This is a genomic window from Streptosporangium sp. NPDC001559, assembly GCF_042893955.1.
In the GTDB taxonomy this organism is placed as follows: domain Bacteria; phylum Actinomycetota; class Actinomycetes; order Streptosporangiales; family Streptosporangiaceae; genus Streptosporangium.
Genome location: NZ_JBIAVG010000004.1, coordinates 479,531 through 505,786, shown reverse-complemented (window position 1 = coordinate 505,786; position 26,256 = coordinate 479,531). Strand labels below are relative to the sequence as shown.

Genomic DNA, 26,256 nt, shown 5'->3' with positions numbered 1-26,256 from the left:
GGCGGTTCGGGACGCTCGGTCCCCACACTCACCGTGCACCAGGACACACCAAGGAAAGGCAGAAGCATGTCTGGACACGACGTCGTCTTCGGCTTCGGCGCGCACAGTGGCATCGGCGAGGCGCCGGAGCTGCTGCGCATGGCTCAGCAGGCCGACCGTGACGGGCTCGACCTCTTCTCGCTGTCCGACCATCCCTACCTCGGCGAACGGCTGGACGCCTACGCCGCACTCGGCTTCATCCTCGGGGGTACGCGGCACATCGCCGGCCTCGTCAATGTCACCAACCTGCCAACCCGGCCCGCTCCCATGCTGGCCAGGACCGCGACGTCGCTGTCGGCGCTGTCCGGCGGCCGCGTCGTGCTCGGCATGGGCGCGGGCGGACTGTGGGACCGGATCGCCGACATGGGTGTGCCCCGGCTGTCGCCGGGCGCCGCCGTGGACGCCTTCGAGGAGGCGATCGTCCTGATCAAGAAGCTGTCGGGCGGTGGACCGCCGGTCACCCACCGGGGCCGCCACTATCAGGTGAACCAGGTCGAGCCCGCTCCCGTGGCCGCGCCTCCCGTGTGGACGGGGTCGAACGGGCCGAAATCCCTGGCCGTCACCGGCAGGGTGGCCGACGGCTGGATTCCCGGCCACGCGGCGGACTGGCTCAGCGAGCGTTACCGGACCTCGCGGCCGGTCATCGACGAGGCGGCGGCGGCCGCAGGCCGGGATCCGCGCGAGATTCGCACGATCTACAACTTCCCCGGCCGCATCACCGACCGGCCGCTGCCCGCCGCCCGTGACCACGGGGGCCGATGGATCGGCGGCTCGGTCGGTCAGTGGGTTGAGGAACTGACCGGAGCCGTGCTGGAGCACAACGCGTCGGGCTTCGTCTTCTTTTCGGTCGATCACGGCGCTCCGGACCTCGTCGCCCTCGGCCGCTGGGCCAGGGAGATCGTCCCGGCCGTGCGCGAAGCGATCGCGAAGAAGAACGGCTGAGGTCGGTCTGTCGTCACTCCGCTCCCGGCTGTCCTGATCACCGACGACATGAGGTCCATGTCCGGCGGGTGACGTGCTCCGGCAAGACCGCAGGACGGAGCGGTACGGCACCCGCCCCGGGCCGGTTCCGTATCCCGTTCCGCACTGTCCGCATGCGCACGACGACTGTGGACTGTGCCGCGAGCGTTTCGTGTCATGTGGACATATCGGCTACTGCGGCGTCCGTGGCACAGGCGTGGCCTGTCCGGTGTGGCCGGTGTCGGCCGAGGAGTGACTCCGCGTCTCTCGCCGTACGGCTCGCCCGGGGACGAGCCGTTCCGCCGCCGCGAACGGTCGTGCGTCCTGCAGCAAGATCCAAGTCGCTTGCAATCGCGGACCGGAATCCTGCTGCCGTGCATCACACCGGGCTGTCACGGAGAAGCGTTATGCGCCGGAGAGCACCGGTGCGGTTCATGCCGGGGAATCGCAGGGACCACGAGGTGTCCGGCAAGCCGCCGCGGCCCGTCGCTCCTTCTGATGACGCGATCACCGGCGGGTGATCGACCGGGTCGGGCCTCGACGGTGCGGGCCCTCGAACGGGATCGCGAACGGCGGCCCTTGAACGAGATGGGGAGGCAGTGGACATAAGCATCATGCCATTGGTCGGAATCGTGTTCGGAGCGGTGTTCATCGGGACCAGTGTCCGTACCATCACCGTTGGACGGTGGCTGCGGCGGCACGGGGCGCGGGTGCCGGGCGTCGTCGTGAGCCTGCGCCGGTCCGGCGGCCATCACAAGGGCGTGTACTACCCCACCCTGCGGTTCCAGACGGTGCGGGGCTCCGTGGTGGAGACCGAGTCGGATCTGGGCTTCAACCCGTCGCCGGTTCGTCCGGGCCAGCAGGTCATGGTGGTCTACGACCCCGAGCGACCCCAGCGTGTCCGTCTGGACGGGGCGGGCGGCAGCGGCGTGCTTCACGGCGCGCTGTTCCTGATCGTCGGGGCGGTCGTCCTGGTGGTCTCCCTGGTCTTCGCGGTCAGGTCCTGGTTGTGAGGACGATTACCGCGGCCTCGGGGGCGCCGCGTCAGGCCGGAAGGCCCGACCGAGGAGTGGCTCCGCGTCTCTCACGGTGCGGAGGGGTGAGGCCCCCGCACGGTCTCGGACCGTTCGGGCCTCACATCGCTGTTCTGTCGAGGAAGCCGACGACGCGGGTGTTGAGGTCGGCGGCCTCGTGCCATGGCATCGCGTGGTGGGACAGGCCCGGCAGCACCGCGATCTCCGCGTGGGGGAGAAGGCGTGCGGCGGCGGATGCGACACGGTGCGGGAAGTGGGCCCTGCCGCGTCCGGCGAGGAGGACCAGGGTCGGCGTCGTGAGCGCGCGCAGCGATTCGGGCTTGGGCCGTCTCCCGGTCACGATCTTCGTGTCCGGGAACTCCGCGGCCAGACCGTAGAGCCGCAGCCAGGCGGGGTCGGCGTGCGCTCCGCCGGTCTCCCACGCCAGGAACGCCCGCGCCCGCGAGGCCGTCGGCCGTGTGAGGGACGGCAGCGCGCGTGCCAGGTATCCCGCCCGGAACCCGCCGAAACACTGCGTCGGATCGAGCAGGACGAGCCGCCGGACCCGCTGGGGCGCGTGGAGACCGTACGTCAGGGCGATCCACGCGCCATAGGAGTGTCCGCACACAGCGGCGCTCTCGATCCCGAGCCCGTCGAGTACCCCGTCCAGCCAGCCGAGCAGATCACGGACGTCACGAGGGGGACGTTCGCCCCGGACGCTCAGTCCCGGCTCGCCGACGCGGTCCACGGCGTACACCCGGTGGCGGTGCGCGAACTCGGCGACGTTGGCGAACCACATCGCCGCCGTGGTGCCACCGCCGTGCAACAGGACCAGCGGCGGGCCGTCCACGGGGCCGCACGCGTTCACCCGTGTCGTGCCGTACACCGACGGCAGATCGATCGACTCGACCCGGACCGGCCAGCGCTCAAGGACCGCGTCGTAGGCGGAGAGGAAGACCGCGCTCCCGTCGTCGGACATGCCCACCCCGATAAGTAGCTCGCTCAGCAATAATCTCGTTGAGCGAGATAATGCCATACTGGGCGGTGACGAGGAGTCGGGAGGGCGGCGGGGCCGTGTACGAACAGGACGCCGGGATGCGGGTGGTCCACCTGCTGCGTGCCATCACCGTAGAACTCGACCGTATGGGAGAGAGGTTCGCCGCCGGACACGATCTTCATCCGACCGATGTACGCGCGCTCATCTGTCTGCTGGACGCCGCTCGCACGGGCACGCCCGCCACCCCGGGAACGCTGGGGGCGAACCTCGGCCTCAACTCCGCGGGCACCACGGCGGTGGTCGACCGGCTGGAAAGGCTCGGTCACGTGCGCCGGGAACGCGACACCCGAGATCGTCGGCGGGTGCTGCTGAAAGTGGACGAGAGCGCCGTCGCGCTCGGATGGGGCTTCTTCGGCCCGCTCATCCACGAGATCGTCGCCGTCATGGGCCGATTCGACGCCACGGAGCAGGCGACCATCGAGCGCTTCCTCGGCGCTGTGCACGAGGCCGTCGCCCTGAAACGAACCATCCAGGACTGAGTTGTGCCGGTCCATGGTTCCGCACGAACGTGCCGGAGCTGCCGGAGGACACGGACGCGCGGCTGGGTGACGGCGGTGGACGCCGGTCTGACCGTCGACGAGCGGTCATCGGCTCTGGGCCTTCCGGCTCGATCCCGTCGAGGGCGTCCAGGCCGGTGTCAGGCGCGGGCCGGGCGGCCCGCCGGTGGTGACCCGGACGCCCCCAAGGCGACGATCAAGATCCGGCTGAACGCATCGATGCCGGTCAGATCCGATCGGCGGCCTCTTCGTCGAGATCGGCTTGTGCCTCGAACCGCCTTAACCTCGGCGGCTCATCCTCGGCAGCCGTGTCCGTCCTGCTCTACCGTGATCGCGGCCAGGCCGTGTCAACGTCACGCGACATGATCCTCGGTCACCGGGAACTGGCCACTGAGTCTCTGCGCGACGCGCGAGAAGTTTCCCCACGCGCTGAGCGTGTCGCGCTCGAACTTCTCCTCGGAGATATCGGCTGAGATGCTCCTCTGTAGTTCCTTGCCCATGTGCTCGACGCCCTGGTGGCTCACGTACATGCGCTCGATCACGTCGGCAAGGCCGATACTGCTGGGAAGAAACCGATAGGCCGATGGAAAGAACCTGCGCGCCTCCACCCTGTCGGAGTCGATCATCAGGGTGCAGACGCCGGAGAGCGCGGCTTCAAGTGGAGTGATGCCCAACGTCTCGTACCGCGAGGAACAGACGAATATCCCGTTGGGCCTGGCCTGGTTGAACAGGGCATAAAGTTGAGGCTTGGAGAGTTTGGCCGTCGCCATGAAATCCGCCTCATGCTCCGCCGGCACCTGGGCGCGAAGTCTCTCCCGCATGACATCATCCTCGGGTCTGTCTCCGACGACCAGGATCCGGAGAGGTATTCCGCGCTTGCGTGCTTGAATCCCGCCTTCTACAAGAAGTTCGACGTTCTTGAAGTAGTCCAGTCGGGCAACCGCGGTGAACACGAGCAGCTCGGCCTCCTCGACGAATGCCCGAAGCTTCTCGTCCTGAAGGATCTCCGGCGACTTGGGCAGCGTGATGGGTGGCCGTACCGCGTGGATGCGCTGCTCGTCGACACCCCGGCTGACCAGGTATTCCCGTTGCAGATGTGAGTGCTGCAGGACGAACATGTGCTTGCTCGACCGAACCTTGCTCAGGCCCAATTCCTGGTGCTTGAACAGGTGCAGCGCCTTGTTCGCGTCACCGAACGCCCTTCCGGTCTCATCGGCGGAGAACGTCTCGACGAAGTCGTGTACGAAGGGGCCGTGGTGGGTCACGCAGCATGCGAACTCCTCCGGATGGAATCCCAGCAGAGCGTCCGTCTGATAGTAGATCATTACCTGGCCGGTTATTCCGTGCTCGGCCATCAGGAGCGTCGCCGCTTTGGCGATGGCGAGGCTTACCGTCCTCCTGCCCATTCTGAAGTTAAACTCAAGGATCGCGCATATCAGGCCTGATCGAAATGCGATGTGCACCCGGGGCTCGTCCAGCTCCTCATCTCGCTTGTAGAGAATCACCCCGGCAGAGAGGTTGGCCCTCTGGAGGCAACGCAACACTGAGTGGGAGAACGACGTCGCACCCACGTTCGCTGGAACCAGCTCGCTTTCGGGAAAATATTTGTTGTTCACTACGATAATTCCGGCTAGCCGCGGATCGTGCCAGGACACTGTCGGTACTCCAGGTCTATTAGCTGCGACAAGGGTTTCAGGAAAGATGCCTTGGGCGGTGCCGTGCAGTGGCATTGCGTGCAGAGAGACCGGTTGCGCTCAGGGGTGCCTGACGCCTGCACCGCCGCGCTCGCGGACGTCGGTCCGCCGGGCAGGCCGACCGTCACGGGTACTGTCCGTGAGTTACTCTCACGGCCTGGTGCACCTGCTGGGAGAGCTGGGAGAGCACGACCTGTCAGACAAACGTCCAGTGATTGAGGCCTGCGCGTGTACCGTTCGGTCTCGTCGAGCGGCTGAATCCGGCCGGTGCCGTCGAGGCACGGGACGGGGACGGCCCCCGGAAAGAGGGCGCCTGCGTTGTGGCGGGCTGTTCGGAAGGTCGTTCGGCGCTTGCTCCCTCCGAAGCGGATCGGATGGTGGCGGAGCGCGAGCCTCATGGAGACGTGGTGTGCGCCCGAGGCACGGGTGGTGTCATGCGAGACACCAGGACTTTTCTACAGAAGTTCAACATGGGCCTGACGCTGGGCGGTACCACGGGTGTCCAGCAGCAGACGGGCATGGTGTGAGATCTGCTCCATCTCGTAGCTACGGTGGCGTTGCAGGAGGATCACCAGGTCGGCCTTCTCAAGACCCTGGGTCAGCTCCGGCACCGCGGGGACGGCGACGCCTTCCACCTCCCAATGCGTTATGTAGGGATCGTGGAAGGAGACGTGGGCGCCCAGGGCGCGCAGGCGCTTGGCCACAGGGTTGGCACTGGTTTCGCGCTGGTCGGCGATGTCGGCCTTGTAGGTGACACCGAGCAGCAGCACGTGCGCCCCGGTGAGGGGCTTGCCTGCCTTGTCGAGCAATCGCTGCGCCCGCTCGACCACATACCGCGGCATCCGCGTATTGATCTCCTGGGCGAGCTCCACCATCCTGAACGGGTAGCCCAGCGTACGGACCTTGTGGGCCAGGTAGATCGGGTCGATGGGGATGCAGTGACCACCGACACCCGGCCCGGGACGGAACGCCTGAAAGCCGAAGGGCTTGGTGGCCGCGCACGAGATCGCATCCCACACGTCGATCCCCAACTCGTGGCAGAATTCCGCCATTTCGTTGACCAGGGCGATGTTGACATGTCTGTAGGTGTTCTCGATGAGCTTGGCCATCTCGGCCTCGCGGGTACCGCCGGCCTGGACCACGGTGTCGACGAACTTGCCGTAGAGGGCGACTGCCGCGTTGGCGCAGTCAAGGGTGTATCCGCCGACTATCTTCGGCGTGTTTTTGATTCCGTACTGTTTGTTGCCAGGGTCGACACGTTCCGGAGAGAAGGCCAGATGGAAGTCGGTCCCGGCGGTCAGACCCGAGCGCTCCAAGATCGGACGCACCACCTCGTCGGTGGTGCCCGGGTAGGTGGTTGATTCCAGTACCACCAGCGTCCCGGGCCGCAGGTTCCGGCTCGTTGTCGTACAGGCGGCCTTCACCATGGTCAGGTCGGGACCGCCGTGTTCCGACAGCGGGGTCGGTACGCACACCACCACCGCGTTGGCCTCCGCGATCACGCTTTCGTTGGTTGTGGCGCGGAAGCCCGCCGCACGCATGGCGGCTATTTCATCATCTTCGATGTCGTCGACGTGAGAGACACCCGCGTTGAGCTGAGCCACTGTTTCCGCGTCGAGGTCCAGTCCGGTGACCAGCAGCCCGGATCGGCACGCTTCCAGCGCCAGCGGTAGTCCTACGTACCCCAGGCCGATGACGACCAGGTCACTGCGCACGGTTGTCGTTCCTTTCGGTCCGATGGAAGAGCAGATCTGTGGGAAGGCGGTCGCTCACGCGCTGCGTGCGCGTACCGCGAGCAGGGCGACCAGGACGCTTGGCACGACCAGCAACCCGAAGGCCGCACCGAAACTGACCGGAGTCGAGCCCGTGTTCTGGCCGACGCTGAACAAGGCCGACGACGCGGCCATGATCGCGACCTGACCAAGATTCATGGAGGTCTGCATGCTGCTGCTGGCGTATCCCTGCCGGTTGTACGGGGCGTGCGCGAGCGACAGCACGGTGAGGGTGGGGGCCACCGTGCCCATGCCAATGGCCGCGATGATCAGGGAGGCTCCCGCGATGTAGGCGGGCAACACGGGCAGCGCCCCGACGGCAGCGGTCACGGTTGCCGCTCCCATCAGCAGTGCACCGGTGGCGATCAGGTGGTGGCGGGGCCGGTTGGCCAGCCAACGACTCTGCACCCAGGACGACGCGGCCCAGGCTACGGCGGCACCTGTGAAGACCAGACCGGTCGCCGCTGGCGGCACCTGTCGGGCCGAGTCCAGCAGTAGCGGTACAAAAGCCTCAAGTGTAAAGAACGTTCCGCAAGCAAGGCCGTTCAGCAGCACCGTGGCGGGTAGCCCTCGCATGGCACGCCAGGTGCCCGGAGGCACCATCCGTCGGACGAACGCCACCACCAGCACGAGACCTACCAGTCCCAAAATCAGGTGCTGCACGTTCCAGTCGCTGATGGCGTACTGTGCCAGCGCCGCGCCCAGACTTACGGCCGCGGCGACGATCAGACCAGGGCGGCCCGCCTCGTCGCCCGGTTCCGCCGACGTGGCGGTACGGGATGATCCGCGCAACACGATCACCAAGGCCGCCGCGGGAAGCAGGGTCAGTGCCGCCAGCCCGTAGAACACCCCGCGCCAGGACCACCAGTCGGCGATCAGGCCGGCCAACGGAGGGCCGACAAGCGAAGGGCCGATCCAGCAGGCTGCCATCAGTGCCAAGACACGAGGCCGCAGCCAGTCCGGGTAGGTCTGCCCGATCGCTGTGTTGATGGTCACCGCGACCATCCCGGCCGCTATCCCGTCCAGGAAGCGCCCGGCCGCCAACTGCCAGATCGAGGTACTGGTGGCGGACACCAGCAAGGTCACCACCGCGAGTGCCAAGCCTGCCGCCAGCGGGCGACCGGCACCGACCCGGTCAGCCCAGTTGCCGCCGATGACCCCACCCAGCAGGCTCGCGGCTACGAACACGCTGGCCGCCAGGGAATACAGCTCCAGCGCCTGCAGATCCCGTACGGCGATCGGCAGAATGGGCACCACGGCCAACGCGGCGAGACCGGTCAGGACCGTCACAGCGGAGAAACTGAGGGTGGCGACCGCGTACGTCCGGGAGAACATTCCTTCCTGCGCGCCGACGGTGGGCGCCAGGACTTCGTCGGTCATCGCAGGCCATCCCACTGCAGGTCGGTGTGGGTGTCGCAGGACAGCCACTGCGCCAGGGCCCGCAGGCTTTCGGGCAGCGAAGCCGAAGGCCGCCAGTTCAGTTCGGTGGCGATCACGTCGGTCGCCATCACCCACCGCTGCCCTCCGGACTCGGAAAGCCGCTCCAGAGGTGTGCGGCGAGTGAATTCCGTGACCAGCTCGGCGAGTTCCTCCCCCGTGTAGGCCGCCGAGGCGACATTGAGGACGGAGGGTCGCTGCGATGCCGCCAGAACAGTGCCGATCGCGTCGGCCATATCCCGGTGCTCCAGTATCTGGTGCCGCTCCAGCGGGTCCAGCTTCAGCGGGCGACGCGTCCACGCCAGCAACATCGACCGCGCGAGCGCACCGTCGGTGGGCGCGTTCGGTCCCACCGGCTCGGCCAACCGGAGCACCTGCACCGCGATTCCGTTCCGCTCACCCCATTGGCGGCACTCCTCCTCCTCGCGCCACCACTCCAGCGCCACCGGGTCAGCCGGAGGCTCGGATACCGACTCCTCCGTCACGGTTCTGTCGCCGCTGCCACGGTAGACCTCCGCGGAGCCGACGTAGAGCAGCCGTTTCACCCCGGCCTCTGCGGCGGCCGACAGTACGCCTGCCAGCAGGCCGGGACCCGCGGAGGGGCGACCCAGGTGCACCACGTACGAGACGCCGCTCAACTGCCGGGTGTCCACAGGAGCAGGAAGGTGGTCGGCGTGGTACCCCCCGTCGCCCAACAACCGGGCCAACTGGGGTCCGAAGCCGCTCTCGCCTCCGGTGACAGCTACTTGAGCCACGGTCGCGGGTTCCGCCGCCGGGCGCCTGTGAGAGCTCTGGGTCCCGCGTCCCTCCTCCAAGGCGGTCAGCGCCAGCTCACGTGCTGGAACGACCATCTCGACCAGTTCGTCAGTCATGACCTCTTTGCACAGACCACCGGGCCCCAGCGCCTCCATTACCGTGGTGGTCACCGACGGTTCCGGCGTTTCGGTCGCGAGCTCGGCTACGACGGCACCGACGGCGAACCCTGTGACCCACACCGCCTGCGCCACATGGTCGGGGAGGGGAGACGGTCCGGTCCCGGCGAAAGCCCTGCGGCACTCCTCCAGCAGGCCGATCCGCTGAAGGTGCCGTTCGGTCTCGATGATCTCCCACTGCGCCCCGTGGCGGACCGCGCACCGGGCATAGCCGTGCTGGTAGAACGGCACGACCGGAAACTCACGGCATTCATAGGTCGTGGGTTCCACCGCCTGAGGCGTGAACAGCGTCGCATGCCGCCACCCGTGGCCGACGTTGCCGGCGACGCTGGGCACGTCGCTGTGATCCACGGTGCTGGGCACGGCCAAGCGCACCCGGACTTTGCACGAGTTCAGAAAGCGCTGCATCACCACGTCGTAGGGCCAGCCGTTGCCGTGCTCGGCCGCGAAGCGTGTGTACCCTCGGGCCACCCGTGCGGGGAGCATCAAGGCCAGGCACGGCACATGTTCTTCGATCGCGTAGGCCCACTGGGCGCCTGTCAGCGCCGCCAGGCGCACCACGGCGCCGTTGCGCCCTTCCCAGCCCGCATAGAACGCGACGGCCTCGTCCGGTACCGCTGACGCGACCCGCTCGGCATATTCGAAGAACCCTTCGGACAGGACCACATCGTCCTGGAGGACCAGATGATGCGTGGCGTCCTCTCCCACACACTCCCAAGCGAGGTTCGCCGTGCGCAACGCCGTCGGAGGACCGTCGGGTACGGGGTCCAGCACCACGTTTATCCGGCCGCGCGCATCGAAATCCGCAAGCTGCCTGGCCGCCTCGGCGCGCTTGGGATGCGCCATCACCGCACCGCTCAGATTGACCGGCTTGCTCACGGCCGTGGTCGACGTGGTCAGATGGGCCAGGGGCCTCATTCGCGATACCTCGCAGAAATTGTCTGAGGGGCAAGGGGGAGATGAAACGAAGAACAGTGGGAAGGGCGCCGCACGGCGGCGACGGCTGAGAGCCCGGACAGGGGTCCCCCCGGCAGCCGACATCGAAGGTCAACCACCTGGGGAGACCTCCGTCTAAAAGTGAGGATCGGCTGCGGGCCTGCGCGGGACCGGCTGTCCAGGGTGTTCGGACTGCTGCGGCCGGTCGTGTTCCTTTTGGCCTTCGACGTAATTTCGGGCGGCAGCGTCGAGGATTTCGACCATCCATTCGGCGAGGTTTGAGTTGGCAAACTTCGCCGCATCCTCCCAGGTGCTCCTGCGAGCTTTCGACACCTTCAGGCGAAGCTCCGAGACAGAGAGCCTGTTCTCCGCGTTAGGAATGGCGGCAGACCTGATCCGGCGACGGAGTTCGTTGCGGGACCATCCGCCTCTCTGAGCGCGTTCAAGCCAAAATCTCTGGGAGGCCGGCGTCAGTGCTGCCACTTCTGCGTGATGTTGCATGCTGAGATCCGAACACCGTCGGCCGGGTGGGAATTTTCGAGCTATCCAAGCGTAGTTGCGCAGTGTTTGATAGTCAAGGGACGTTTCCTCTACGGCCTTGAGATAGCGTTCCGGGTATCGATCCTGGCCGTATACGAGCCAATCTCCAAGCCACCAGGTGACCGAATCGTTCAGTGAGTTCAGCTTCTGCCCGATGTGCATCCACTCCTCGATGGGAAGGCGGGCGGGCAAGGTGAGTGAGGACTGATTCGTGTGCACCCCGCTCTCTGCCCCGATTTGCCTTTCAAGAAGTCCTTCATGCCTCTGTTTTGAATAAAGTCCCCGCACAGCTTTCTCTCCCAGAGTCATATTCTCGGACAATGTCTTTCTGTTCTGTCCTTCGTCCCCGTCTCCACAGGTAGAACGACATTGTCAAGAACGGGACCGGTCAGCGAACGGTGTGGTCCGGCGAAGCACGTGATGGAGTCTTCCTGTGCGACCGGGCACGTCCATGTTGCCGACCCCGTGTTCTTTTGCCGAGTTGCGCAGTCGCCTCCATTCGCCCCCGCGCCTGCCGACGCGTCAAGGTCAAAGGTCCGAGTGCGTCGGCCGAACGTACTGCCGGCCGCGTGGTTCACGCCGGTTACCGCCGGCGGTGAGCGGCGCCGTGGCCCTCTCAAGCCCAATGGCGAGCCCCCGCTGCGGGAGAAACCTTCCCTCGAATTTAACCAAAACGGTGGTGAAAGTTCACACGATGATCGCAGGCTCCTTTTCAGGAGTCGGCGGCCTCAGGGTTGCGCACCAGGCGCACGTTGTTGGTCAGACCCACGTCGTAGCCTCGCTCTCGCTCAAGCCGGAGCATTTCGGCGGGCCGGAAGGCAAGGATATAAGCGCGTCGTACGGAATCCGTTGAATTGCCGCGGGAGTAATGCAGCGTGGTGCCCGAGTGCGCGACCCCCTCGCCTGGTTCGAGCGGCACAGGGGTCGCGCCCGGTTCGTTCTCGGAGCAGTCACACTGGATGTTCTTGCCGTCACTGGTCGGGTAATGCGGGCGCATGGGGTGCTTGTGGGAGCCCCGCACGTACCACATACAGCCGTTGTCGAGAACGGCATTGTCCAGGGCGACCCAGATTGACACGGCTCGTTTGTCGGGCAGATCGATCCAGTAGGCCGCGTCCTGGTGCCAGGGGGTCGGTACGTCGATGCGCGGCGCCTTGTGGATCAGCATGTCGAAGTCGAGTACGGCGTCGTCGCCGATCAGCGCCTTGGCCATTTCCAGCGCCCGTGCATGCAGTGGCATCTCCAGGAGTGGCGCGTGGAGAGCCGAGGGCCACATGATCTGAGTGATGTTCTCCTGCGCCCCGTCTCGACGCGGTACGTGGGAACCGAGGTCGGAGCGCTTGTCTCCGCTCTCGATCTCTCCACGCAGGAAGCGGTCGTAGATCTCTCGGTAGGTCTCAATCTCCGATGCGGAGAGCAGGGGCCCGGTGGTGACGAATCCGTCTCTTTGGAATACCTGTGCAAGCGTAAGACCAGTGTTTACGGCCATGTGGATCGATCCTTCCGCTCGGCTGCTCCCGAAGGAACCTGTGACGTGTAGGAAATACCGCAGGCGATGGCGTACGACGGGCGAGGCGGCGCCCGCGTCATTGGCACATAACTTACCTGGCTCTCGGCGCCTGTAAGCACCAAGCCTACAGGAATCGTATAGATTGCCCGGGACGTTTTTCTAGCCCTTTTGCTCCGCTGACACATCGAGCCGGGGGCCTAAGAACAACGGTCTTGTTCCTCTATAGGTGACAGCAGAGAGTTAGACCAGGGGATGTGACGGCGGAGAAGGGAAGGCCGGATCGGCCGTACATCTGGCGTATGATGCGTTCGACCTTCGTGTTCACGCCTTTGGTTTCGCGATTGTGGTGCGGCAAGACGAAGGCCACGTGAACGGTGCCGTGCTCCTGATCGAGGCGGTTTGCCGTCGTGTGACCGTGTACGGACCCGGTCAGGCCGATCACCCGGAGCGAGTGGTCCGGCATTCGCCGGTGTTCACCGGTGAGGTCGTCGGGCCCGGCGAGTGGGAGGACGGGCGATCGGTCGTCCTCGGCACCGCTGACGGTCCCGCCGGCACCATGTATGGCCCGGCGTGACGCACCGAGGTGTACCGCCGCCACCGGATCCGTGCCGGAGCCGACGGAGAAACGGCGCCGTTGACCGGCGTATCCGCAGGTTGCGCGAGTCCTCGAAGGCAAGGCCGGTCGCCGTTGTGATCCTTGATGTCTCGCTGGCGAGACACGTACGACCCGGAATCCGGGGAGAAGGCGTGCGAGAGCCGTAGCGGCCGGTCTCGGTTCCTCGGGCCCGCACCTCCGGTGAGCCGATGGGTCGCGCCGTTCACCCACCGTGATCGAAGGCCGCGCGTGCGTATCGATTCGCCCATCCCTGTGTTCTACCGCTCAGAAGAGCTTCATCCCCTTTTCTTCTCTTTGTTGTGGTGCCGGAACCTGCTCGCGGAGTACACCACGGCCCGGACACCGCGAGTTCGTGGACCGCCCGCCGAAGGACGGTTGATGCTTCTGGAAGTGCGCCACCCGTAAAATCATTGACGACTTCATCGCCCGTCGGTTATCGATCGTTTTAGAAACCCGCTGCCGAAGGAGTTAGTTTGAGCGTCCGCCACTCTGTTTCAGAGGATGGGTTGACGGTGCGTGTCCGGCACTGCCGGAACCCTTACGATTACATGCTCGGCGACGATCACCTCGACGAGTTGCTGCTGGATCTAGGACTGAGGCGTGCAGCCAGCGTCTGGCGCAACCATGTCGTCGCCCCTTCCGCCGCACCCCGAGGAAAGTACGGTCAGACGTCCATGGGGTTCGTTCTCATGGACCCCACGGTGGGCCCCTGGGTGCCCAACGAGCTCGCGGTTCTGGGAGCCGTGGCCATCGGGGAGGACGGCCACAGGTTTCTGCCGAACGCCGCGGCCAAGGCGGCCGGTCATCGGCGGTTGGGGCGCAACTACGGTGAGGCGGTTCTCGTCAACCCTCATCTGTGCGGCAACGCCAGTTTTCGTTACGGGCACTCCGCCGAGGTGCGCGGCCAGATCGTCGGGGCCAGCTCGCAGACCCCGGATCAGGATCTCTTCGAGGCCGCAGAGCTGGCCAAGGAGTTCGTCAACGCCGTCATCGAGAGGCATGGCGCGTGGGAGGAGCGTGTGGGGCCGGGCGTGTGGCATGCCGAGGACGATGCGCCTCACCGGGAGTACCGCGACATGGTGCGCTTCTTCGGTTCGGCCGTGTCCTCTGACGGCCTCTCCGAAGTGGGCGGTGGCGAGCGCCGGGCGTCAGGAGGCTGAGACGTCCGGAGTGGGCGGGCGAGGACTCCGCCGATCGCGCCTGACAGAACGAAGGGCGACCACGCAGGCTCACGGCCCGGGCGGGCCGAAATCGGAGAACGCGGCGCTTACGGCAATGCCGCTGTGGAATTGCCGGACATTCTCTGTGAACGACAGGGCGTCGGCTTCCATGACCACAGGAGGGCGTTGCCGATGTGGTGACGGTCGCCGCGGGCGGAACTCCGACAACAATGAGCGAATTCGCCCTTCCTGTGGAGGCGCTTCATTCACGGATTCGAAGAACGGTTCCCCGGGAACCGGCGGCATGATAATTTGACGACGACTATCCGAGATATATTCCCCCGGCTTACCGGGCGCATCGGCAATCCAGGCTGGCTCAGCCTGAGTGCACGTCGAGCACTTGGAAGCAGTGCTTCTTCCCGTCTTCCTCTCAGGAGTATCTCTATGTGTGGTATCGCTGGCTGGGTCGATTTCTCACGTGATCTGACAAAAGAAGGCGAAGTCCTCCGAGCGATGACGGCCACAATGGCCAGGCGCGGTCCGGACGCCGAAGGTTTCTGGTTGGCGGAGCATGTCGCGCTGGGACATCGGCGACTGTCCATCATTGACCTCGACGGTGGACGCCAGCCCATGGTGATCGAGGACGGCTCCGCCCGCCATGCTGTCCTGACCTACAGCGGCGAGACCTACAACTTCCAGCAATTGCGCGCCCGACTCCGATCCCTGGGCCATGAGTTCAGCACCAGGAGCGACACCGAGGTGGTTCTCCGCGCATACCTGGAGTGGGGGCCTGAATTCGTCGAACACCTTGAGGGGATCTACGCGTTCGCCATCTGGGACGCGCACAGGGAGGAGTTGCTTCTGGTCCGCGACCGTATGGGCGTCAAGCCGCTGTACTACGCGCGGACCCCCACCGGAATACTCTTCGGTTCCGAGCCGAAGGCGATCCTCGCCCATCCGGACTTCCGGGCCGTGCTGGACACCGATGGGCTCCGTGACATCCTCTCCGTCGCCAAGGCGCCCGGGCAGGCGGTCTTCCGCGGTATGCGGGAGGTCCCGCCGGGTTGCACCGTACACGTGAACAGGTCGCGCTCCGTCGAGCGGCGTTACTGGCGGCTGCAGGTCGCGGAGCACGCGGACACACTTGAGCAGACTGTCAGCACCGTTCGTGAAATGCTCGAAGTCGTCGTCAGCGAGCAGATGGTGGCCGACGTGCCGCTGTGCACTCTGCTCTCGGGAGGCCTGGATTCCAGTTCTCTCACCGCGCTCGCGGTCCAGGTCTCTCGCAACCGGGGCCTGGGACAGCTCCGGTCCTGCTCGGTCAGCGACAACGATTCTTATCAGGGGGCCGGCGCACCCAGAAACGAGGATCACATCTACGCGCGGTTGCTGGCGCGGCATGTCGGCTCGGAGCACAGCGAACTGCCGCTGAACGCACCCGGTCTGCTCGATCCGGCACTGAGGGCATCCGTGCTGGCCGCCTATGACCTGCCCATCGCCAAGGGCGATGAACACGCGTCGTTACACCAGCTGTTCGGCATGGTGCGAGAGCACTCCACCGTCGCTCTCTCCGGCGAATGCGGTGACGAGGTCTTCGGCGGATACAACTGGCAGCGCCACCCCGAATGGGTCCACGCCGACACGTTCCCCTGGGTGCACCAAGGAAGGCACAACTACCAGGGCAACGAGATCATCTTCCAGCCTGATCTGCTGGCCAAGCTCGACCTGGCCGCGTACGAGCGTGACTGCCACAGCGTCGCGATCGCGGAACTCGCGGCGTCCGATCACATCGACGATCCGGTCGAGGCCCGCCATCGGGAGGTCACCTACCTGGCACTCACCCGTCACGCCCAGGTGCTGTTCGATCGGAAGGATCGGATGAGCATGGCAAGCGGGCTTGAGGTCAGGGTTCCCTTCGCCGACCACCGGCTTGTCGAGTACACCTTCAATATCCCGTGGTCCATGAAGAGCTTCGACGGCAGGGAGAAGAGTCTGCTGCGCGCGGCGATGCTGGATCTGCTCCCGGAGGTGGTGGCCCAGCGGATCAAGACTCCTTATCCCTCTATTCGGGACGACGCCTACGACCGAGTGCTCCGCGAACGGCTGGCGGGCGTCGTCCGGGAGAGGCAGAGCCCGCTCCTCCCGCTGCTGTCGGACGAAGTCAAGCAAGCGGTGGCGAAGGAGGGAGCGGCGGCCTTGGAGCACGGCATGAGCCGAGCGGCACTGGAGACGACTCTCCAGCTGGGCGACTGGCTGCAGACATACGATGTGGAAATAGCCCTCTGACCGGAGGCCCCCGACATCGGGCGGTACACCGGCGCGGAGCACACGGAGCCGACGTCTCGGCGTCGGCTCCGGGTTTCGATCGATCGGCAGGGGCCGCCGTGCCCTGCGCCTCCGCCCGGACCACGTCCGCGGCCCCGCGCGTGGGCACCGGTGAGGCGGTGCGGCGGGTCAGGGGCTCGCGTGCCGGGTGAGGCCGAGGGTGGCGATGAGGTCCTCGTGGAGTTCGAACCAGACCCGGTGGCAGGAGTCCACGTCGGTGCGGTAGACCCAGGCGCCGTCTCCCGCCTGTGCGCGTGCCAGGGCCGCGGTGAACCGTGTGTCGTATCCGCGGAACCGTGTGAGGGCCCGACCGAGCCGGTCCGCGAGTGGGGTGAGAGCCCGGCCGACGCAGGCGAGTTCGTGGAGGACGCCGGCGTCCCAGGTGGGGTCGGAGTGGTCGTTGGCGGCGAGTCGATCGTCGGCGGTGGGCCGGAGTTGCCAGTCGGTGCAGGCCTGTAGCAGGAGAGCGTTCAGCGGGAGGAACCCGCGGTAGACGTCTCGGACCTCGTCGGCGGCGCCCGCGAGGGTGAGTTCGGCCGCGAGCCGGCGCTCGTTCTCGGCCCGGCCGGGTTCGGTCAGCGACCAGCCTCTGGTGTCGGCGAAGGCGGTGTGCTCGACCCAGCCACGGGCCTCGGCGTCGCGCAGCGCCTCTTCCGCCGTGGCCGCGTCGAGCCCGTACCGACGGGCGATCACCGGGGTGTCCGCGAACCCGGTGACGCGTACGGCGTGCAGGATCAGAAGGTCGGGCGAGGAGTCGTGCGTCATGAGCCGGTGTCCTGTCGTGCCGTCAGGCGGGTGTAGTGCTGCTGGCATGCCTGCGGGGAGTTGAACCCCATCACGTGCGCCATCTGCGCCCAGGTCAGACCCGCGCTTCTGGCGATGAACAGCAGGGCGGATTCGAGCCCTTCGACCTCGGCTCGTGCGGCGGGCAGGAGAGCGAGCGCGCTCAGGATGCCCTCCGGGTCCAGGTCGGCGTTGCGCCAGACGGCGAACTGCACGAGGTCGACCGCCGACGGCGGGGTGGGCGGGGGACGCCACGGACGGGCGTCGAGCTCGTTCGCGCCCAGGTCCAGCAGCCGCTCACGCGCGTCCCGCTCACGTCCGGCCTGGGCGTGGTCGGCGTGCGCACCGGAGGCGATGTCGTCCTTGCGTGGCATGCGTCCCAGAATGCACAATCAACAAATTGTTGTCAATGTTCTGTTGAAGGGTGAAGCGGATGATCGTGTCCCTTGGGGAGGCCGTCGCGGACACCTGCGGGGGCAAGGCCGGCGCGCTCGGCGCGTTGCTCCGGGCGGGTCTGCCGGTTCCCGACGGTTTCGTCGTCCCGTTCGCCGCCTACCTCGCGGCCGGGCCGCACGACGCCGACGCGGCTCGGCAGGCGATCGGGGGCCGCCCGGTCCCCGCCGCCGTGATCGACGCGCTGGGGCGCGCGCTGGACGGGCTCGGCGAGCCGTCCGTGGCCGTACGGTCATCGGCGGCGAGGGAGGACACCGGTCAGGCGTCGGCCGCCGGTCAGCACGAGAGCTTCCTCGCCGTGCACGGACTCGACGAGGTCGCCGAAGCCGTACGAGCCTGCTGGGCCTCGCTGTTCTCCCCGCGTGCCGTCGCCTACCGGGCCGGCTCCGGCTGCGACGACCCTCTGATGGCCGTGATCGTCCAACGCCACCTGGACGCCGAGGTGTCCGGGGTCATGTTCACACCAGCGGGTCCGGACGACGTGACCCGGATCGAGGCGTCCTGGGGTCTCGGTCCCAGTGTCGTCGAGGGCAGGGTCACCCCTGACGCCTACCGTGTCTCCGGGGACGGGTCGGTCATCCGTACCGTCGCGGACAAACGGCGGCGCCTTGACCGGAGGGGCACGCGGCTCGTCGTCCACGACGTGCCCGTCGCCGCCCGGGACCGGCCGGTGATCGACGACGGGACCGCCACGCGGCTGGCCGAGCTGGGCGAACGGATCGCCGCCGTGCTCGGCGGACCCCAGGACGTCGAGTGGGCGATCGCCGACGGCCGCGTCTGGATTCTGCAGGCACGGCCGGTCACCGCCGCGTTGCCGCCGCCCTTCTCCGGTGCCTCGGACGTCACGGCCGCCGGCCTTGCCGGAACGCCGGGCGGTCGCGGGACCGTGACCGGCACCGCGAGGATCGTCCGTGGTTTCGGCGACTTCGCGCGGGTGAGCCCGGGGGACATCCTCGTCTGCCCCTTCACCGACCCTGCCTGGACGCCGCTGCTGCGCATCGCCGCGGGCGTCGTCACCGAGACGGGAGGAGTGCTCTCCCACGCCGCGATCGTCGCCAGAGAGCACGGTATCCCCGCCGTTCTCGGCGTTCCCGACGCGACGAGCAGGCTCCGCGACGGCACCGTCATCACCGTCGACGGCACCGCCGGAACCGTCACGGCCGATCACTTCCGTCCGAAGGGAGACGGGGCCCCCGCCCCTGACCGCGCATGACGACCAGACATCTCTACCTCGCGCGTCACGGCGCGGCCGACGCGTTCGGGGAGCTCACCGACACCGGGCGTCGGCAGGTGGGCCTGCTGGGCGAACGGCTCGCGGGCGTACCGGTCGACGTCGTGTGGCACTCTCCGCTGCCGCGTGCCGCGGCGAGCGCGCGCGAACTCGCCCGTCACCTACCGGACGTGCCGGTGATCGAGGCCGCCGAACTCGTCGACCACGTGCCCTACGTTCCCGCCGCGGCCGAGACGCCTCCGTCCTGGGCCGGCTTCTTCGACGGCTACGACGATGCCGAGGCGGCCTCCGGCCAGAGGCTCGCCGAGGCCCTGGTCGCCCGGTTCGCGAAGGTCACCGGCTCGACCGTGAGGGCTCCCAGGCCCACACACGAGGTCCTGGTGACGCACGCCTATCCGATCGCGTGGCTGGTACGGCACGCGCTGGACGCGCCGCCGTCCCGGTGGCTCGGGTTGAACAGCGCCAACACCGCGCTGACGGTCATCGAGTACCGCGACGCCCTGCCACCGACGATCGTGATGTTCAACGACATGAGCCACCTCCCGCCCGACCTGCGCTGGACCGGATTCCCCGGGGGCGTCAGGCCGTGACATCACCGGCCCCGCCCGTTCACAGCCGCAGGGACCGGTAGGGGTTTCGGGGCGGGCGGAAAGCGCCGAATTCCGGCCGGGGAACACCTGGTTCATTCCGCGTTCAATTAAGCCGGGACTTTTTTCGGCGCGGAGTTTCACGCGCGGTCACGCCCTCGGTGTTTTCCCGGCCGTCGAATCACCGATGAGAATTCGCGGCACCGGCCGGGTTTCCCCGAGCCCGAAGAAGAGGAACGGGTCCACGGGCGTCGCGCCGATCCCGTGGACCCGTTCTCGTCAGGTGGCCGTTATTCGACGGAGCAGAGCCTGCCGTTGAGGGCGAACCTCAGGGGGGCGGGCTGGGCGCCGCTGTAGGAGGCGGCGAACCCGATCTGGGTCGTCGAACCCGGGTTGATGACCTTGTTCCACTGCTTGTTCGTGCCGCTGATCCGCGAGCCGTTCTGGGTCCAGTCCGCGGACCAGCCCGAGGTGAGCTGCGTGGACGACGCCGGGTAGTCGACCGTCAGCGTCCAGCCGTCGATCGGGGTCGTGCCGATGTTGCGCACGTTGATCTCCGCGTTCAGCGTCGAGCTCCACGTCGCCGCGCGGTAGGAGACCGTGCACGTCGGGGTCGGGGTGGGAAGGCCCTCCCTGGCCAGGACGGACAGCATGGAGGACGGCGTGCTGACGTTGCGTGCCTCGTCCTGGGCGACCACGAAGTAGTTGTAGCGCTGCCCGATGACCACGTTGGACTCGGCGAAGTTCCGGATGCCGGAGGCCGGGATCGTGCCGACCCTGTCGTAGGCCGTCGGGTTCTCGCGGTAGACGTCGTACTCCGTGACTCCGACGTTGTCGGTGGAGGGCTGCCAGCAGAACGTGGCGCCTCGGTAGTCCTGCAGGCAGGCGTCCTGCAGACCGGTCGGCTGGCTCGGCGGCGTGTGGTCACCCGGCTCCGGGGACTGGGACGGCGAGGCGGTCGGGGTCATCCCGAGCGTGGCGGTCACCGTGATGAGGGCGGAGGGCGGGCTGATGTTCCCCGCCGGGTCCCTGGCCACGACGTACATCGTGTACCGCTGGTTCAGCACGCCGGTGAAGCCGCCGATCGTGGCGGTCGTGGAGTTGGCGAGGACGAAGCCGTCGGCCTCCAGGCGGTACAGGTCGTAGGCGGCGATCCCCGTGTCGTCCGAGGAGGCGCCCCAGCAGATGGAGGCGTAGCCGTACTCGGTGAGGGGGGCCAGCGGCACCGGGCAGGGGATCAGGTTGGTGGGGCGTGTCGGGGGCGTGTTGTCGACGGGCTGCGTCTTCATGGGAAGGGCCACGTCCGCGACGTCGTTTGACGGGACGGCGGCCAGCGCCGTCCCTCCGGCCATGCCGAATGCCAGCATGGCGGTGAGTAATGCCACGGTGAGAAATCCGAGGCTGAGGAGGACCGTCCCGGAGGATTGTCTGCCGGCTTGCATGATGCCCCTATCGAATAGTTTTCGGCCTGTGTCCCCCCGCAGCGATTGTGAAGCATCTTTGACTCTCCGTAAAGCTACGATTTTGCAAATCGGCAAAATCGTAAATACGTATTGTGGCGTGGCGGGGGCTGGCCGTAGTCGTCCCAGGGTTTTTGAACCGTCGCCGTCGGTTCTGTCCCGGCCGGGCGACGCCGACGCCCGTACGGCCCTTCGCCGTCAGCGCCGACACCTCGCCTCCGGCGACACCGGGTCCGTGACCGGCCGAACGGTGGTGTGATCCAGTTCACGTCACGTTTCCCGCCCTTCGCCGGTTCTCAGCGGGTGAGGAAGGGAGAAACGCCATGACGCACCACATCGTGGTTCTCGGGGCGGGGTACGCGGGCCTGGTCGCCGCCAAGCTCGCGGCCAGGCGGGCCCGGCGGGACGGGACCAGGGTCACCCTGGTCAACCAGCGGGACCGTTTCGTGGAGCGGGTACGGCTGCACCAGCTCGTCACCGGTCAGCGTCTTCGTGACCTGCCGCTGGCCGACCTGCTCGCGGGCACCGGGGTCGAGCTGGTCGTCGACACGGTGACCGAGATCGACGCGGACGCCAGGACGGTACGGCCGGCGCACGCCCCGGAGATCGGTTACGACACACTCGTCTACGCGCTGGGGAGCCAGGCCGACCTGAGCCTGGTGCCCGGAGCCGCCGAGCACGCCCACACCGTCGCCACCCTCGACCAGGCCGAGCGGCTCAGGACACGGTTGCGGGACGGCGGCACCGCGGTCGTCGTCGGGGGCGGGCTCACCGGCATCGAGGCGGCGGCCGAGCTGGCGGAGTGCCTGCCGGAGGTGAAGGTACGGCTGGTCACCGAGGGGGCGTTGGGCGGCGCGCTGTCGCGGCGGGCCCAACGGCACCTCAACGCGGCCTTCGACCGTCTCGCCGTCGAGGTGCGCGAGCACGCCAGGGTGACCGAGGTGCACGACGACCACGTCACGCTGGAGGGCGGAGACCGGCTCGGCGCCGACGTCACGATCTGGACGACCGGCTTCCGGGTCCCCGAACTGGCGCGCCAGGCCGGGTTCTCCGTCGACGACGACGGGCGCGTGCTGGTGGACCCGACGCTCCGCTCGGTCTCGCACCAGGAGGTGTACGGCATCGGCGACGCGGCGGCCGTGCGCACGGCCGACGGCGTGGAACTGCGGATGGCCTGCGCGACGGCGCTCCCGGTGGCCCAGCAGGCCGTACGGGCGATCACCGCGCGTCTGGCGGGGCGGACGCCCGATCCGGTGCGCTTCAAATACGCCAACCAGTGCGTCAGCCTCGGCCGCAACGACGGTCTGATCCAGTTCGTGCGCGGGGACGACAGCCCGGTCGGGATGGTGCTCACCGGGCGGATGGCCGCCGCCTACAAGGAGGCCATCGTGAAGGGCACCGTCATGGCGTTGCGTCACCCGTGGATGCCGACCCGGATGCCCGGACGCTGACGAGCGCGGGGGCGTCGTCAACAGTCAGGGGGATCCCCGGTAGGCCGCGAGCGGGACCGGCGGATCACCTCCCAGGGGGACGATCTTCACCAGGGGTACGACCAAAAATTGATCTTCACCGCGCCGCCTCTCTGAATGTGATCGCACGCAGAAAGGAACCGATGGAGATGAAGATGAGGACGTATGGCAGGGTCGTGCCCCTCGTGGCGGCGACCGCCGCGGTGGCGGCGTTGACCGTCGCCTCTCCCGCCTCGGCCGCGTCCGCCGCGGCGGTGACGATCAGGGTCGAGCGGGCCTACTCCGAGAACGTGCCGGAGTGGGGCACGCAGTTCACCTGCCCGACGAACCAGGTGCTCACCGGTCGTTCGCACACCGGTGACGAGAACGCCTGGACCACGTACTACTGCAGCTGGATCCTCATCAACGGCGAGCAGGTCCGGGTGTCCCTCGGGGACTGGACCCCCGGCCAGAAGGAGAGCAGGTCCAGCTACAGCGCTCCGGCGGACCAGGCGCTCGTCGGCCGTTCGCACACCGGTGACGAGAACGGCACCACGCGCTACCGCACCGCCACGCTGTCCTGGCAGGGCCGTCCGGTACGGCTCACCGGCGCCGTCTGGAGCGGCGACCTCAAGGAGAGCAGGCACACCTTCCAGGCGGACTACAACCGGGTCCTCGTGGGCCGTTCGCACAGCGGTGACGAGAACGGCAAGACCCGCTACCAGCACGCCCTTGTGACCTTCGAGGGCTGATCTCCCCGTCGTCGGCCCGGTCGCCGAGGTGATCGGGCCATCCCGGCGGGAGGCGGGTCCCGCGGCCGTCGTCGCACGGCCGTGCGGGTCCGCACAAGGCTGTGCGGGCCCGTGTCGCACGGTGATCCGCGTCCCGCCTTTCGGCCGCAAACGCACGCAGAAGGGAACCGAGAAGATGAAGACGAGGACGTACGGCAGGGCCGTACCCGTGGTGGCGGCCGCCGCCGCGGTGGCGCTGACCATGGCCTCTCCCGCCTCGGCCGCCACGATCAAGGTCGAGCGCATCTACCAGGAGACCGTGCTGGAACGGGCGGACGCCTTCGACTGCCCGGCGAACCAGGTGCTCACCGGTCGTTCGCACATCGGTGACGAGAACACCCGGACCACGTACTACTGCAGCTGGATCTTCATCAACGGCGAGCAGGTCGAGGTGCACTCGGGGGACTGGACCGCCACCCAGCGGGAGAGCAAGTCCAGCTACATCGCCCCCACGGACCAGGCGCTCGTGGGCAGGTGGCACACCGGTGACGAGAACGGCATGACGCGGTACCGCACCGGCGCCCTGTACTGGCAGGGCCGTCAGGTGCGGCTGACCAACCTGACCTGGAGCGGCGAGTACAAGGAGAGCAACCACAACGCGCAGGCGGGCTACAACCAGGTCATCGTCGGCCGTTCGCACAGCGGTGACGAGAACGGCAAGACCCGTTACCTGTACGCCACGGTGACCTTCACGGAGTGATCCGACGCCCCCGGTGAACCCTGATCGCCGCCGACACCCCCCACGGCGGCGATCAGCCGTTTCCCGGGGCGCTCGCCGTACGGCGCAGGCTGTCAGGACAGGGAGCCGGCGAAGACGATGATCTCGTCGATGTCCCCGGCGGCGGTGACGTGGACGACGTCCGTCCCGGACAGCACGGTCTCGCCGTCGGCCGTCTCGTAGCGCCAGCCGAACCTCGCCCACTCTCCCGGAGCGTCCACCCGGGTCGTCCTGACGAGGCGTCCCGGCCCGGCGGGGTGGCCGTGGACGACCTCGGTGATGAAGTCGTTGACGGCCTCACGGCCGACACCCCGGCCGAGCGGCCCCCAGAAGACGACGTCGGCGCTCACCGCGCGGCTCAGGAGGGTGGCGCGACGCTCGGGGTCGGAGGTGGCGGTGGCCTCGACGAAGACGTCGATCGCCTGCGCGTGGAGGTCTTCGCCCATGGCCCCGGGATCCTTTCGACGGTGCGTTTCCGCCACGCTACATCCCCGGCGGCGCGGACCCGGGAGATGTCCTAGGCGGTGGGGGAGTGGCGTTCTACGATCCTGGGAAGGGGGTGGGGGCCGTGGCGGAGGAGCTGACGGGGCTGGCGGGGCTGCTGTACGAGATGGGGTTGCTCAAGCGGTACCGGCGCACGGGGTGGCTGGTCGCGGGGGTGCGTGACCCGGAGAGCATCGCGGACCACTCCTTCAGGGCGGCGGTCATCGCGAGCGTGATCGCGGCGCTTGAGGGCGGGAATCCCGAGCGGGCCGCGTTCATGAGCCTGTTCCACGACACCCAGGAGACCCGGATCACCGACATCCCCTACCTCGGCAAGCGTTATCTGAAGGCGGCCTCGAACGAGGAGGTCACCGCCGACCAGGTGAGCGGGGTGCCCGAGGTCGTGGCGGGGATGGTCCGCGGCGCGGTCGCCGAGTACGAGGAGAAGACCAGCCTCGAAGCCGTCTGCGCCCGTGACGCCGACAAGCTCGAATGCCTGGTCCAGGCCGTCGAGTACCGCGAGCAGGGGCACCAGAACGTCCAGCCGTGGATCGACAGCTCGCTGGCCGCGCTGCGGACGGCCTCGGCCAAGCGGCTGGCGGACGAGGTGCTCGACACGGGGTCGCTGGAGTGGGTGACCCAGGTCCTCAACGGGGACTGAGCGCTTTCTGAGCGGGCGAACCTGGAGGTCAGGGAACCGTCAAGGGGCGGTATCGTGAGGATGTTCGCCCAGCTCAGCCCCCTTCCGCCTGTCCGAAGGCCCCGTTCGAGGAGCCGTCAGAGGAAGGCCGGGGAGAGCCACGGGGAAGCTCGGAAAGCTTAGGAAAGCCCCATGAGCACTCACGTTCACGTCCGTGTCAGCGACGGCCTGGCCGTCACCGAGACCGGCGACCTGGTCGAGGGCTACCGCTGCGGGTGCGGCGCCACCTGGACGAGGATCCACCGGGCCGACGAGGGACAGCCGGAGCGCTGAACCCCTCGTCGTCCGAGGCGTCCGGGGGTGCGGGTCAGGCGAGTACGGCGCACAGGAGACGGTTGTGGCCGCGCTGCCACAGACAGCCGACCTCGACGAAGCCCGCGTCCAGCAGCGCGTCGACGTGCGTGGACAGCAGCGGGGACTCGGAGCCGTGGTGGTCGGCGCCCGCGGTGGCCCGCTCGGTGTTGAGCTCGGCGAAGTCGGGGTCGGCGGCGACCGCGTCCCACCACTGACGCCAGTCCTCGGGACGGTTCCCGGCGAACCTGCGCTCGGCCTCCCGGTCGTGCACGACGCGTTCGAGCCGGGCCAGGACCGGGGTGGTGTCGTCGGTCTCCAGGTGGTCGCCGTTGAGCAGCAGCCCGCCGGGGCGCAGTACGGTCGCCACCTCGGCGTACATCTTCGCGATGTCCTGCGGGGAGATCCAGTGCAGCGCCGTGGTGCTCACCACGGCGTCGGCGGGCCCGTCCAGGTCGAGAAGGTCGCTCCAGCCGGGGGCGCGCAGGTCGAGGGAGACGAACCTGAGGCGCGGATCGGGGTAGGCGGCCCGGCCCAGACCGAGCAGCAGCGGGTCGGCGTCGACCGCGACCACCCTGGCTTCGGGGAGGCGTTCCAGGAGCCGGGCGGCCAGTGAACCGGGCCCGCAGCCGAGGTCGAGGACGAGGGGGTCGGGACGGCCCGCCGCCTCGACGGCGTCGATCAACGCCGTGAAACGCTCCTCGCGGTCGGGCAGGTAGCCCTCCTGCTGGCGGTCCCAACGCGTGATCCACTCGTGTGCGGCATCGTGGGTGAGCACACAGGCCTCCTTGTGACCGTCTTCTATGCTTTAGGCAGTTACAAG

General features: G+C 67.7%; 25 protein-coding genes. 13 read left to right on the top strand and 12 right to left on the bottom strand.

Annotated elements, in window-relative coordinates; all coding sequences use genetic code 11:
• Window positions 1-66: 66 nt before the first annotated feature.
• Window positions 67-981 carry an LLM class flavin-dependent oxidoreductase gene (locus tag ACFYY8_RS12430; RefSeq protein ID WP_390040001.1) on the top strand — a complete coding sequence of 305 codons (915 nt, stop codon included), beginning with the start codon at window positions 67-69 and terminating at the stop codon, window positions 979-981.
• A gap of 632 nt (window positions 982-1,613) precedes the next feature.
• A complete protein-coding gene (locus ACFYY8_RS12425; protein WP_390039999.1) occupies window positions 1,614-2,012 on the top strand; it encodes a DUF3592 domain-containing protein in 399 nt (132 codons plus the stop codon).
• A gap of 121 nt (window positions 2,013-2,133) precedes the next feature.
• Here the strand turns inward: ACFYY8_RS12425 and ACFYY8_RS12420 are convergent, their stop codons facing one another.
• Window positions 2,134-2,991, bottom strand: a complete 858-nt coding sequence (locus tag ACFYY8_RS12420) for an alpha/beta fold hydrolase (RefSeq protein WP_390039997.1) — start codon at window positions 2,989-2,991, stop codon at window positions 2,134-2,136.
• A 65-nt stretch (window positions 2,992-3,056) separates the two neighbouring features.
• Here ACFYY8_RS12420 and ACFYY8_RS12415 point away from each other — a divergent pair, with 65 nt between their 5' ends.
• Window positions 3,057-3,548, top strand: coding sequence for a MarR family winged helix-turn-helix transcriptional regulator (locus tag ACFYY8_RS12415; protein WP_390039995.1), 492 nt, complete (start codon window positions 3,057-3,059; stop codon window positions 3,546-3,548).
• Between the two features lie 371 nt (window positions 3,549-3,919).
• Here ACFYY8_RS12415 and ACFYY8_RS12410 read toward each other — a convergent pair whose 3' ends face one another.
• The 6 genes from ACFYY8_RS12410 to ACFYY8_RS12385 all read right to left on the bottom strand — a co-directional run bounded on the left by ACFYY8_RS12410 (window position 3,920) and on the right by ACFYY8_RS12385 (window position 12,366).
• Window positions 3,920-5,182: a glycosyltransferase gene (locus ACFYY8_RS12410; protein WP_390039993.1), complete on the bottom strand. Its 1,263-nt coding sequence runs from the start codon at window positions 5,180-5,182 to the stop codon at window positions 3,920-3,922.
• A 533-nt stretch (window positions 5,183-5,715) separates the two neighbouring features.
• A complete protein-coding gene (locus ACFYY8_RS12405; protein ID WP_390039991.1) occupies window positions 5,716-6,975 on the bottom strand; it encodes a nucleotide sugar dehydrogenase in 1,260 nt (419 codons plus the stop codon).
• 54 nt (window positions 6,976-7,029) lie between these two features.
• Window positions 7,030-8,412, bottom strand: a complete 1,383-nt coding sequence (locus ACFYY8_RS12400) for an MFS transporter (protein WP_390039989.1) — start codon at window positions 8,410-8,412, stop codon at window positions 7,030-7,032.
• Window positions 8,409-10,319 carry an NAD-dependent epimerase/dehydratase family protein gene (locus ACFYY8_RS12395; RefSeq protein WP_390039987.1) on the bottom strand — a complete coding sequence of 637 codons (1,911 nt, stop codon included), beginning with the start codon at window positions 10,317-10,319 and terminating at the stop codon, window positions 8,409-8,411. Before ACFYY8_RS12395 ends, ACFYY8_RS12400 begins: the two co-directional genes overlap by 4 nt.
• Window positions 10,320-10,472: 153 nt before the next feature.
• Window positions 10,473-11,186: an LmbU family transcriptional regulator gene (locus tag ACFYY8_RS12390; protein WP_390039985.1), complete on the bottom strand. Its 714-nt coding sequence runs from the start codon at window positions 11,184-11,186 to the stop codon at window positions 10,473-10,475.
• Window positions 11,187-11,589: 403 nt separating this feature from the next.
• Window positions 11,590-12,366, bottom strand: coding sequence for a phytanoyl-CoA dioxygenase family protein (locus ACFYY8_RS12385; protein WP_390039983.1), 777 nt, complete (start codon window positions 12,364-12,366; stop codon window positions 11,590-11,592).
• Between the two features lie 388 nt (window positions 12,367-12,754).
• Here ACFYY8_RS12385 and ACFYY8_RS12380 point away from each other — a divergent pair, with 388 nt between their 5' ends.
• From ACFYY8_RS12380 to asnB, 3 genes are all read left to right on the top strand, one after another.
• Window positions 12,755-12,961, top strand: coding sequence for a hypothetical protein (locus tag ACFYY8_RS12380; RefSeq protein ID WP_390039981.1), 207 nt, complete (start codon window positions 12,755-12,757; stop codon window positions 12,959-12,961).
• Window positions 12,962-13,551: 590 nt separating this feature from the next.
• On the top strand, window positions 13,552-14,163 hold the full coding sequence (locus ACFYY8_RS12375) for a hypothetical protein (protein ID WP_390039979.1): 612 nt from the start codon (window positions 13,552-13,554) through the stop codon (window positions 14,161-14,163).
• Window positions 14,164-14,607: 444 nt separating this feature from the next.
• Window positions 14,608-16,449 carry an asparagine synthase (glutamine-hydrolyzing) gene (gene asnB / locus ACFYY8_RS12370; protein ID WP_390039977.1) on the top strand — a complete coding sequence of 614 codons (1,842 nt, stop codon included), beginning with the start codon at window positions 14,608-14,610 and terminating at the stop codon, window positions 16,447-16,449.
• A gap of 168 nt (window positions 16,450-16,617) precedes the next feature.
• Here asnB and ACFYY8_RS12365 read toward each other — a convergent pair whose 3' ends face one another.
• Both ACFYY8_RS12365 and ACFYY8_RS12360 read right to left on the bottom strand, forming a co-directional pair.
• Window positions 16,618-17,253: a transcriptional regulator gene (locus tag ACFYY8_RS12365; RefSeq protein WP_390039975.1), complete on the bottom strand. Its 636-nt coding sequence runs from the start codon at window positions 17,251-17,253 to the stop codon at window positions 16,618-16,620.
• Complete coding sequence (locus ACFYY8_RS12360; RefSeq protein WP_390039973.1) at window positions 17,250-17,645, bottom strand: DNA-binding protein; 396 nt, start codon at window positions 17,643-17,645, stop codon at window positions 17,250-17,252. Before ACFYY8_RS12360 ends, ACFYY8_RS12365 begins: the two co-directional genes overlap by 4 nt.
• 59 nt (window positions 17,646-17,704) lie before the next feature.
• Here ACFYY8_RS12360 and ACFYY8_RS12355 point away from each other — a divergent pair, with 59 nt between their 5' ends.
• Window positions 17,705-18,937, top strand: coding sequence for a PEP/pyruvate-binding domain-containing protein (locus ACFYY8_RS12355; protein WP_390039971.1), 1,233 nt, complete (start codon window positions 17,705-17,707; stop codon window positions 18,935-18,937).
• Window positions 18,934-19,545, top strand: coding sequence for a histidine phosphatase family protein (locus ACFYY8_RS12350; RefSeq protein ID WP_390039969.1), 612 nt, complete (start codon window positions 18,934-18,936; stop codon window positions 19,543-19,545). The genes ACFYY8_RS12355 and ACFYY8_RS12350 overlap by 4 nt, the downstream gene beginning before the upstream one ends.
• Window positions 19,546-19,832: 287 nt before the next feature.
• On the opposite strand, the gene ACFYY8_RS12345 is transcribed toward ACFYY8_RS12350, so the two are convergent.
• Entirely contained in the window at window positions 19,833-20,927 is a 1,095-nt protein-coding gene (locus tag ACFYY8_RS12345) for a cellulose binding domain-containing protein (protein WP_390039967.1), read from the bottom strand.
• 398 nt (window positions 20,928-21,325) lie between these two features.
• Between ACFYY8_RS12345 and ACFYY8_RS12340 the strand changes: the two genes are divergently transcribed.
• From ACFYY8_RS12340 to ACFYY8_RS12330, 3 genes are all read left to right on the top strand, one after another.
• Window positions 21,326-22,453: an NAD(P)/FAD-dependent oxidoreductase gene (locus ACFYY8_RS12340; protein ID WP_390039965.1), complete on the top strand. Its 1,128-nt coding sequence runs from the start codon at window positions 21,326-21,328 to the stop codon at window positions 22,451-22,453.
• A 173-nt stretch (window positions 22,454-22,626) separates the two neighbouring features.
• Window positions 22,627-23,202 (top strand): hypothetical protein, encoded by a 576-nt coding sequence (locus tag ACFYY8_RS12335; protein WP_390039963.1) that lies wholly within the window; start codon window positions 22,627-22,629, stop codon window positions 23,200-23,202.
• 175 nt (window positions 23,203-23,377) lie between these two features.
• Entirely contained in the window at window positions 23,378-23,941 is a 564-nt protein-coding gene (locus ACFYY8_RS12330; RefSeq protein ID WP_390039961.1) for a hypothetical protein, read from the top strand.
• Window positions 23,942-24,033: 92 nt separating this feature from the next.
• On the opposite strand, the gene ACFYY8_RS12325 is transcribed toward ACFYY8_RS12330, so the two are convergent.
• Window positions 24,034-24,405 (bottom strand): nuclear transport factor 2 family protein, encoded by a 372-nt coding sequence (locus ACFYY8_RS12325; RefSeq protein ID WP_390039959.1) that lies wholly within the window; start codon window positions 24,403-24,405, stop codon window positions 24,034-24,036.
• A 122-nt stretch (window positions 24,406-24,527) separates the two neighbouring features.
• Here ACFYY8_RS12325 and ACFYY8_RS12320 point away from each other — a divergent pair, with 122 nt between their 5' ends.
• Complete coding sequence (locus tag ACFYY8_RS12320; RefSeq protein WP_352010886.1) at window positions 24,528-25,103, top strand: HD domain-containing protein; 576 nt, start codon at window positions 24,528-24,530, stop codon at window positions 25,101-25,103.
• Between the two features lie 171 nt (window positions 25,104-25,274).
• The gene (locus ACFYY8_RS12315; protein ID WP_362912538.1) at window positions 25,275-25,415 is read left to right on the top strand and encodes a hypothetical protein; all 141 of its coding nucleotides are present in this window, start codon (window positions 25,275-25,277) and stop codon (window positions 25,413-25,415) included.
• Window positions 25,416-25,449: 34 nt separating this feature from the next.
• On the opposite strand, the gene ACFYY8_RS12310 is transcribed toward ACFYY8_RS12315, so the two are convergent.
• Entirely contained in the window at window positions 25,450-26,211 is a 762-nt protein-coding gene (locus tag ACFYY8_RS12310) for a class I SAM-dependent methyltransferase (RefSeq protein ID WP_390039956.1), read from the bottom strand.
• Between the last annotated feature and the right edge of the window lie 45 nt (window positions 26,212-26,256).

Coding starts and splice junctions, on each gene's coding strand:
- ACFYY8_RS12335 (WP_390039963.1), top strand. CDS start 22,627: ATGAGGACGTATGGCAGGGTCGTGCCCCTCGTGGCGGCGACCGCCGCG.
- ACFYY8_RS12400 (WP_390039989.1), bottom strand. CDS start 8,412: ATGACCGACGAAGTCCTGGCGCCCACCGTCGGCGCGCAGGAAGGAATG.
- ACFYY8_RS12425 (WP_390039999.1), top strand. CDS start 1,614: ATGCCATTGGTCGGAATCGTGTTCGGAGCGGTGTTCATCGGGACCAGT.
- ACFYY8_RS12390 (WP_390039985.1), bottom strand. CDS start 11,186: ATGACTCTGGGAGAGAAAGCTGTGCGGGGACTTTATTCAAAACAGAGG.
- ACFYY8_RS12330 (WP_390039961.1), top strand. CDS start 23,378: ATGAAGACGAGGACGTACGGCAGGGCCGTACCCGTGGTGGCGGCCGCC.
- ACFYY8_RS12315 (WP_362912538.1), top strand. CDS start 25,275: ATGAGCACTCACGTTCACGTCCGTGTCAGCGACGGCCTGGCCGTCACC.
- asnB (WP_390039977.1), top strand. CDS start 14,608: ATGTGTGGTATCGCTGGCTGGGTCGATTTCTCACGTGATCTGACAAAA.
- ACFYY8_RS12325 (WP_390039959.1), bottom strand. CDS start 24,405: ATGGGCGAAGACCTCCACGCGCAGGCGATCGACGTCTTCGTCGAGGCC.
- ACFYY8_RS12365 (WP_390039975.1), bottom strand. CDS start 17,253: ATGACGCACGACTCCTCGCCCGACCTTCTGATCCTGCACGCCGTACGC.
- ACFYY8_RS12395 (WP_390039987.1), bottom strand. CDS start 10,319: ATGAGGCCCCTGGCCCATCTGACCACGTCGACCACGGCCGTGAGCAAG.
- ACFYY8_RS12420 (WP_390039997.1), bottom strand. CDS start 2,991: ATGTCCGACGACGGGAGCGCGGTCTTCCTCTCCGCCTACGACGCGGTC.
- ACFYY8_RS12350 (WP_390039969.1), top strand. CDS start 18,934: ATGACGACCAGACATCTCTACCTCGCGCGTCACGGCGCGGCCGACGCG.
- ACFYY8_RS12430 (WP_390040001.1), top strand. CDS start 67: ATGTCTGGACACGACGTCGTCTTCGGCTTCGGCGCGCACAGTGGCATC.
- ACFYY8_RS12340 (WP_390039965.1), top strand. CDS start 21,326: ATGACGCACCACATCGTGGTTCTCGGGGCGGGGTACGCGGGCCTGGTC.
- ACFYY8_RS12375 (WP_390039979.1), top strand. CDS start 13,552: ATGCTCGGCGACGATCACCTCGACGAGTTGCTGCTGGATCTAGGACTG.
- ACFYY8_RS12385 (WP_390039983.1), bottom strand. CDS start 12,366: ATGGCCGTAAACACTGGTCTTACGCTTGCACAGGTATTCCAAAGAGAC.
- ACFYY8_RS12360 (WP_390039973.1), bottom strand. CDS start 17,645: ATGCCACGCAAGGACGACATCGCCTCCGGTGCGCACGCCGACCACGCC.
- ACFYY8_RS12355 (WP_390039971.1), top strand. CDS start 17,705: ATGATCGTGTCCCTTGGGGAGGCCGTCGCGGACACCTGCGGGGGCAAG.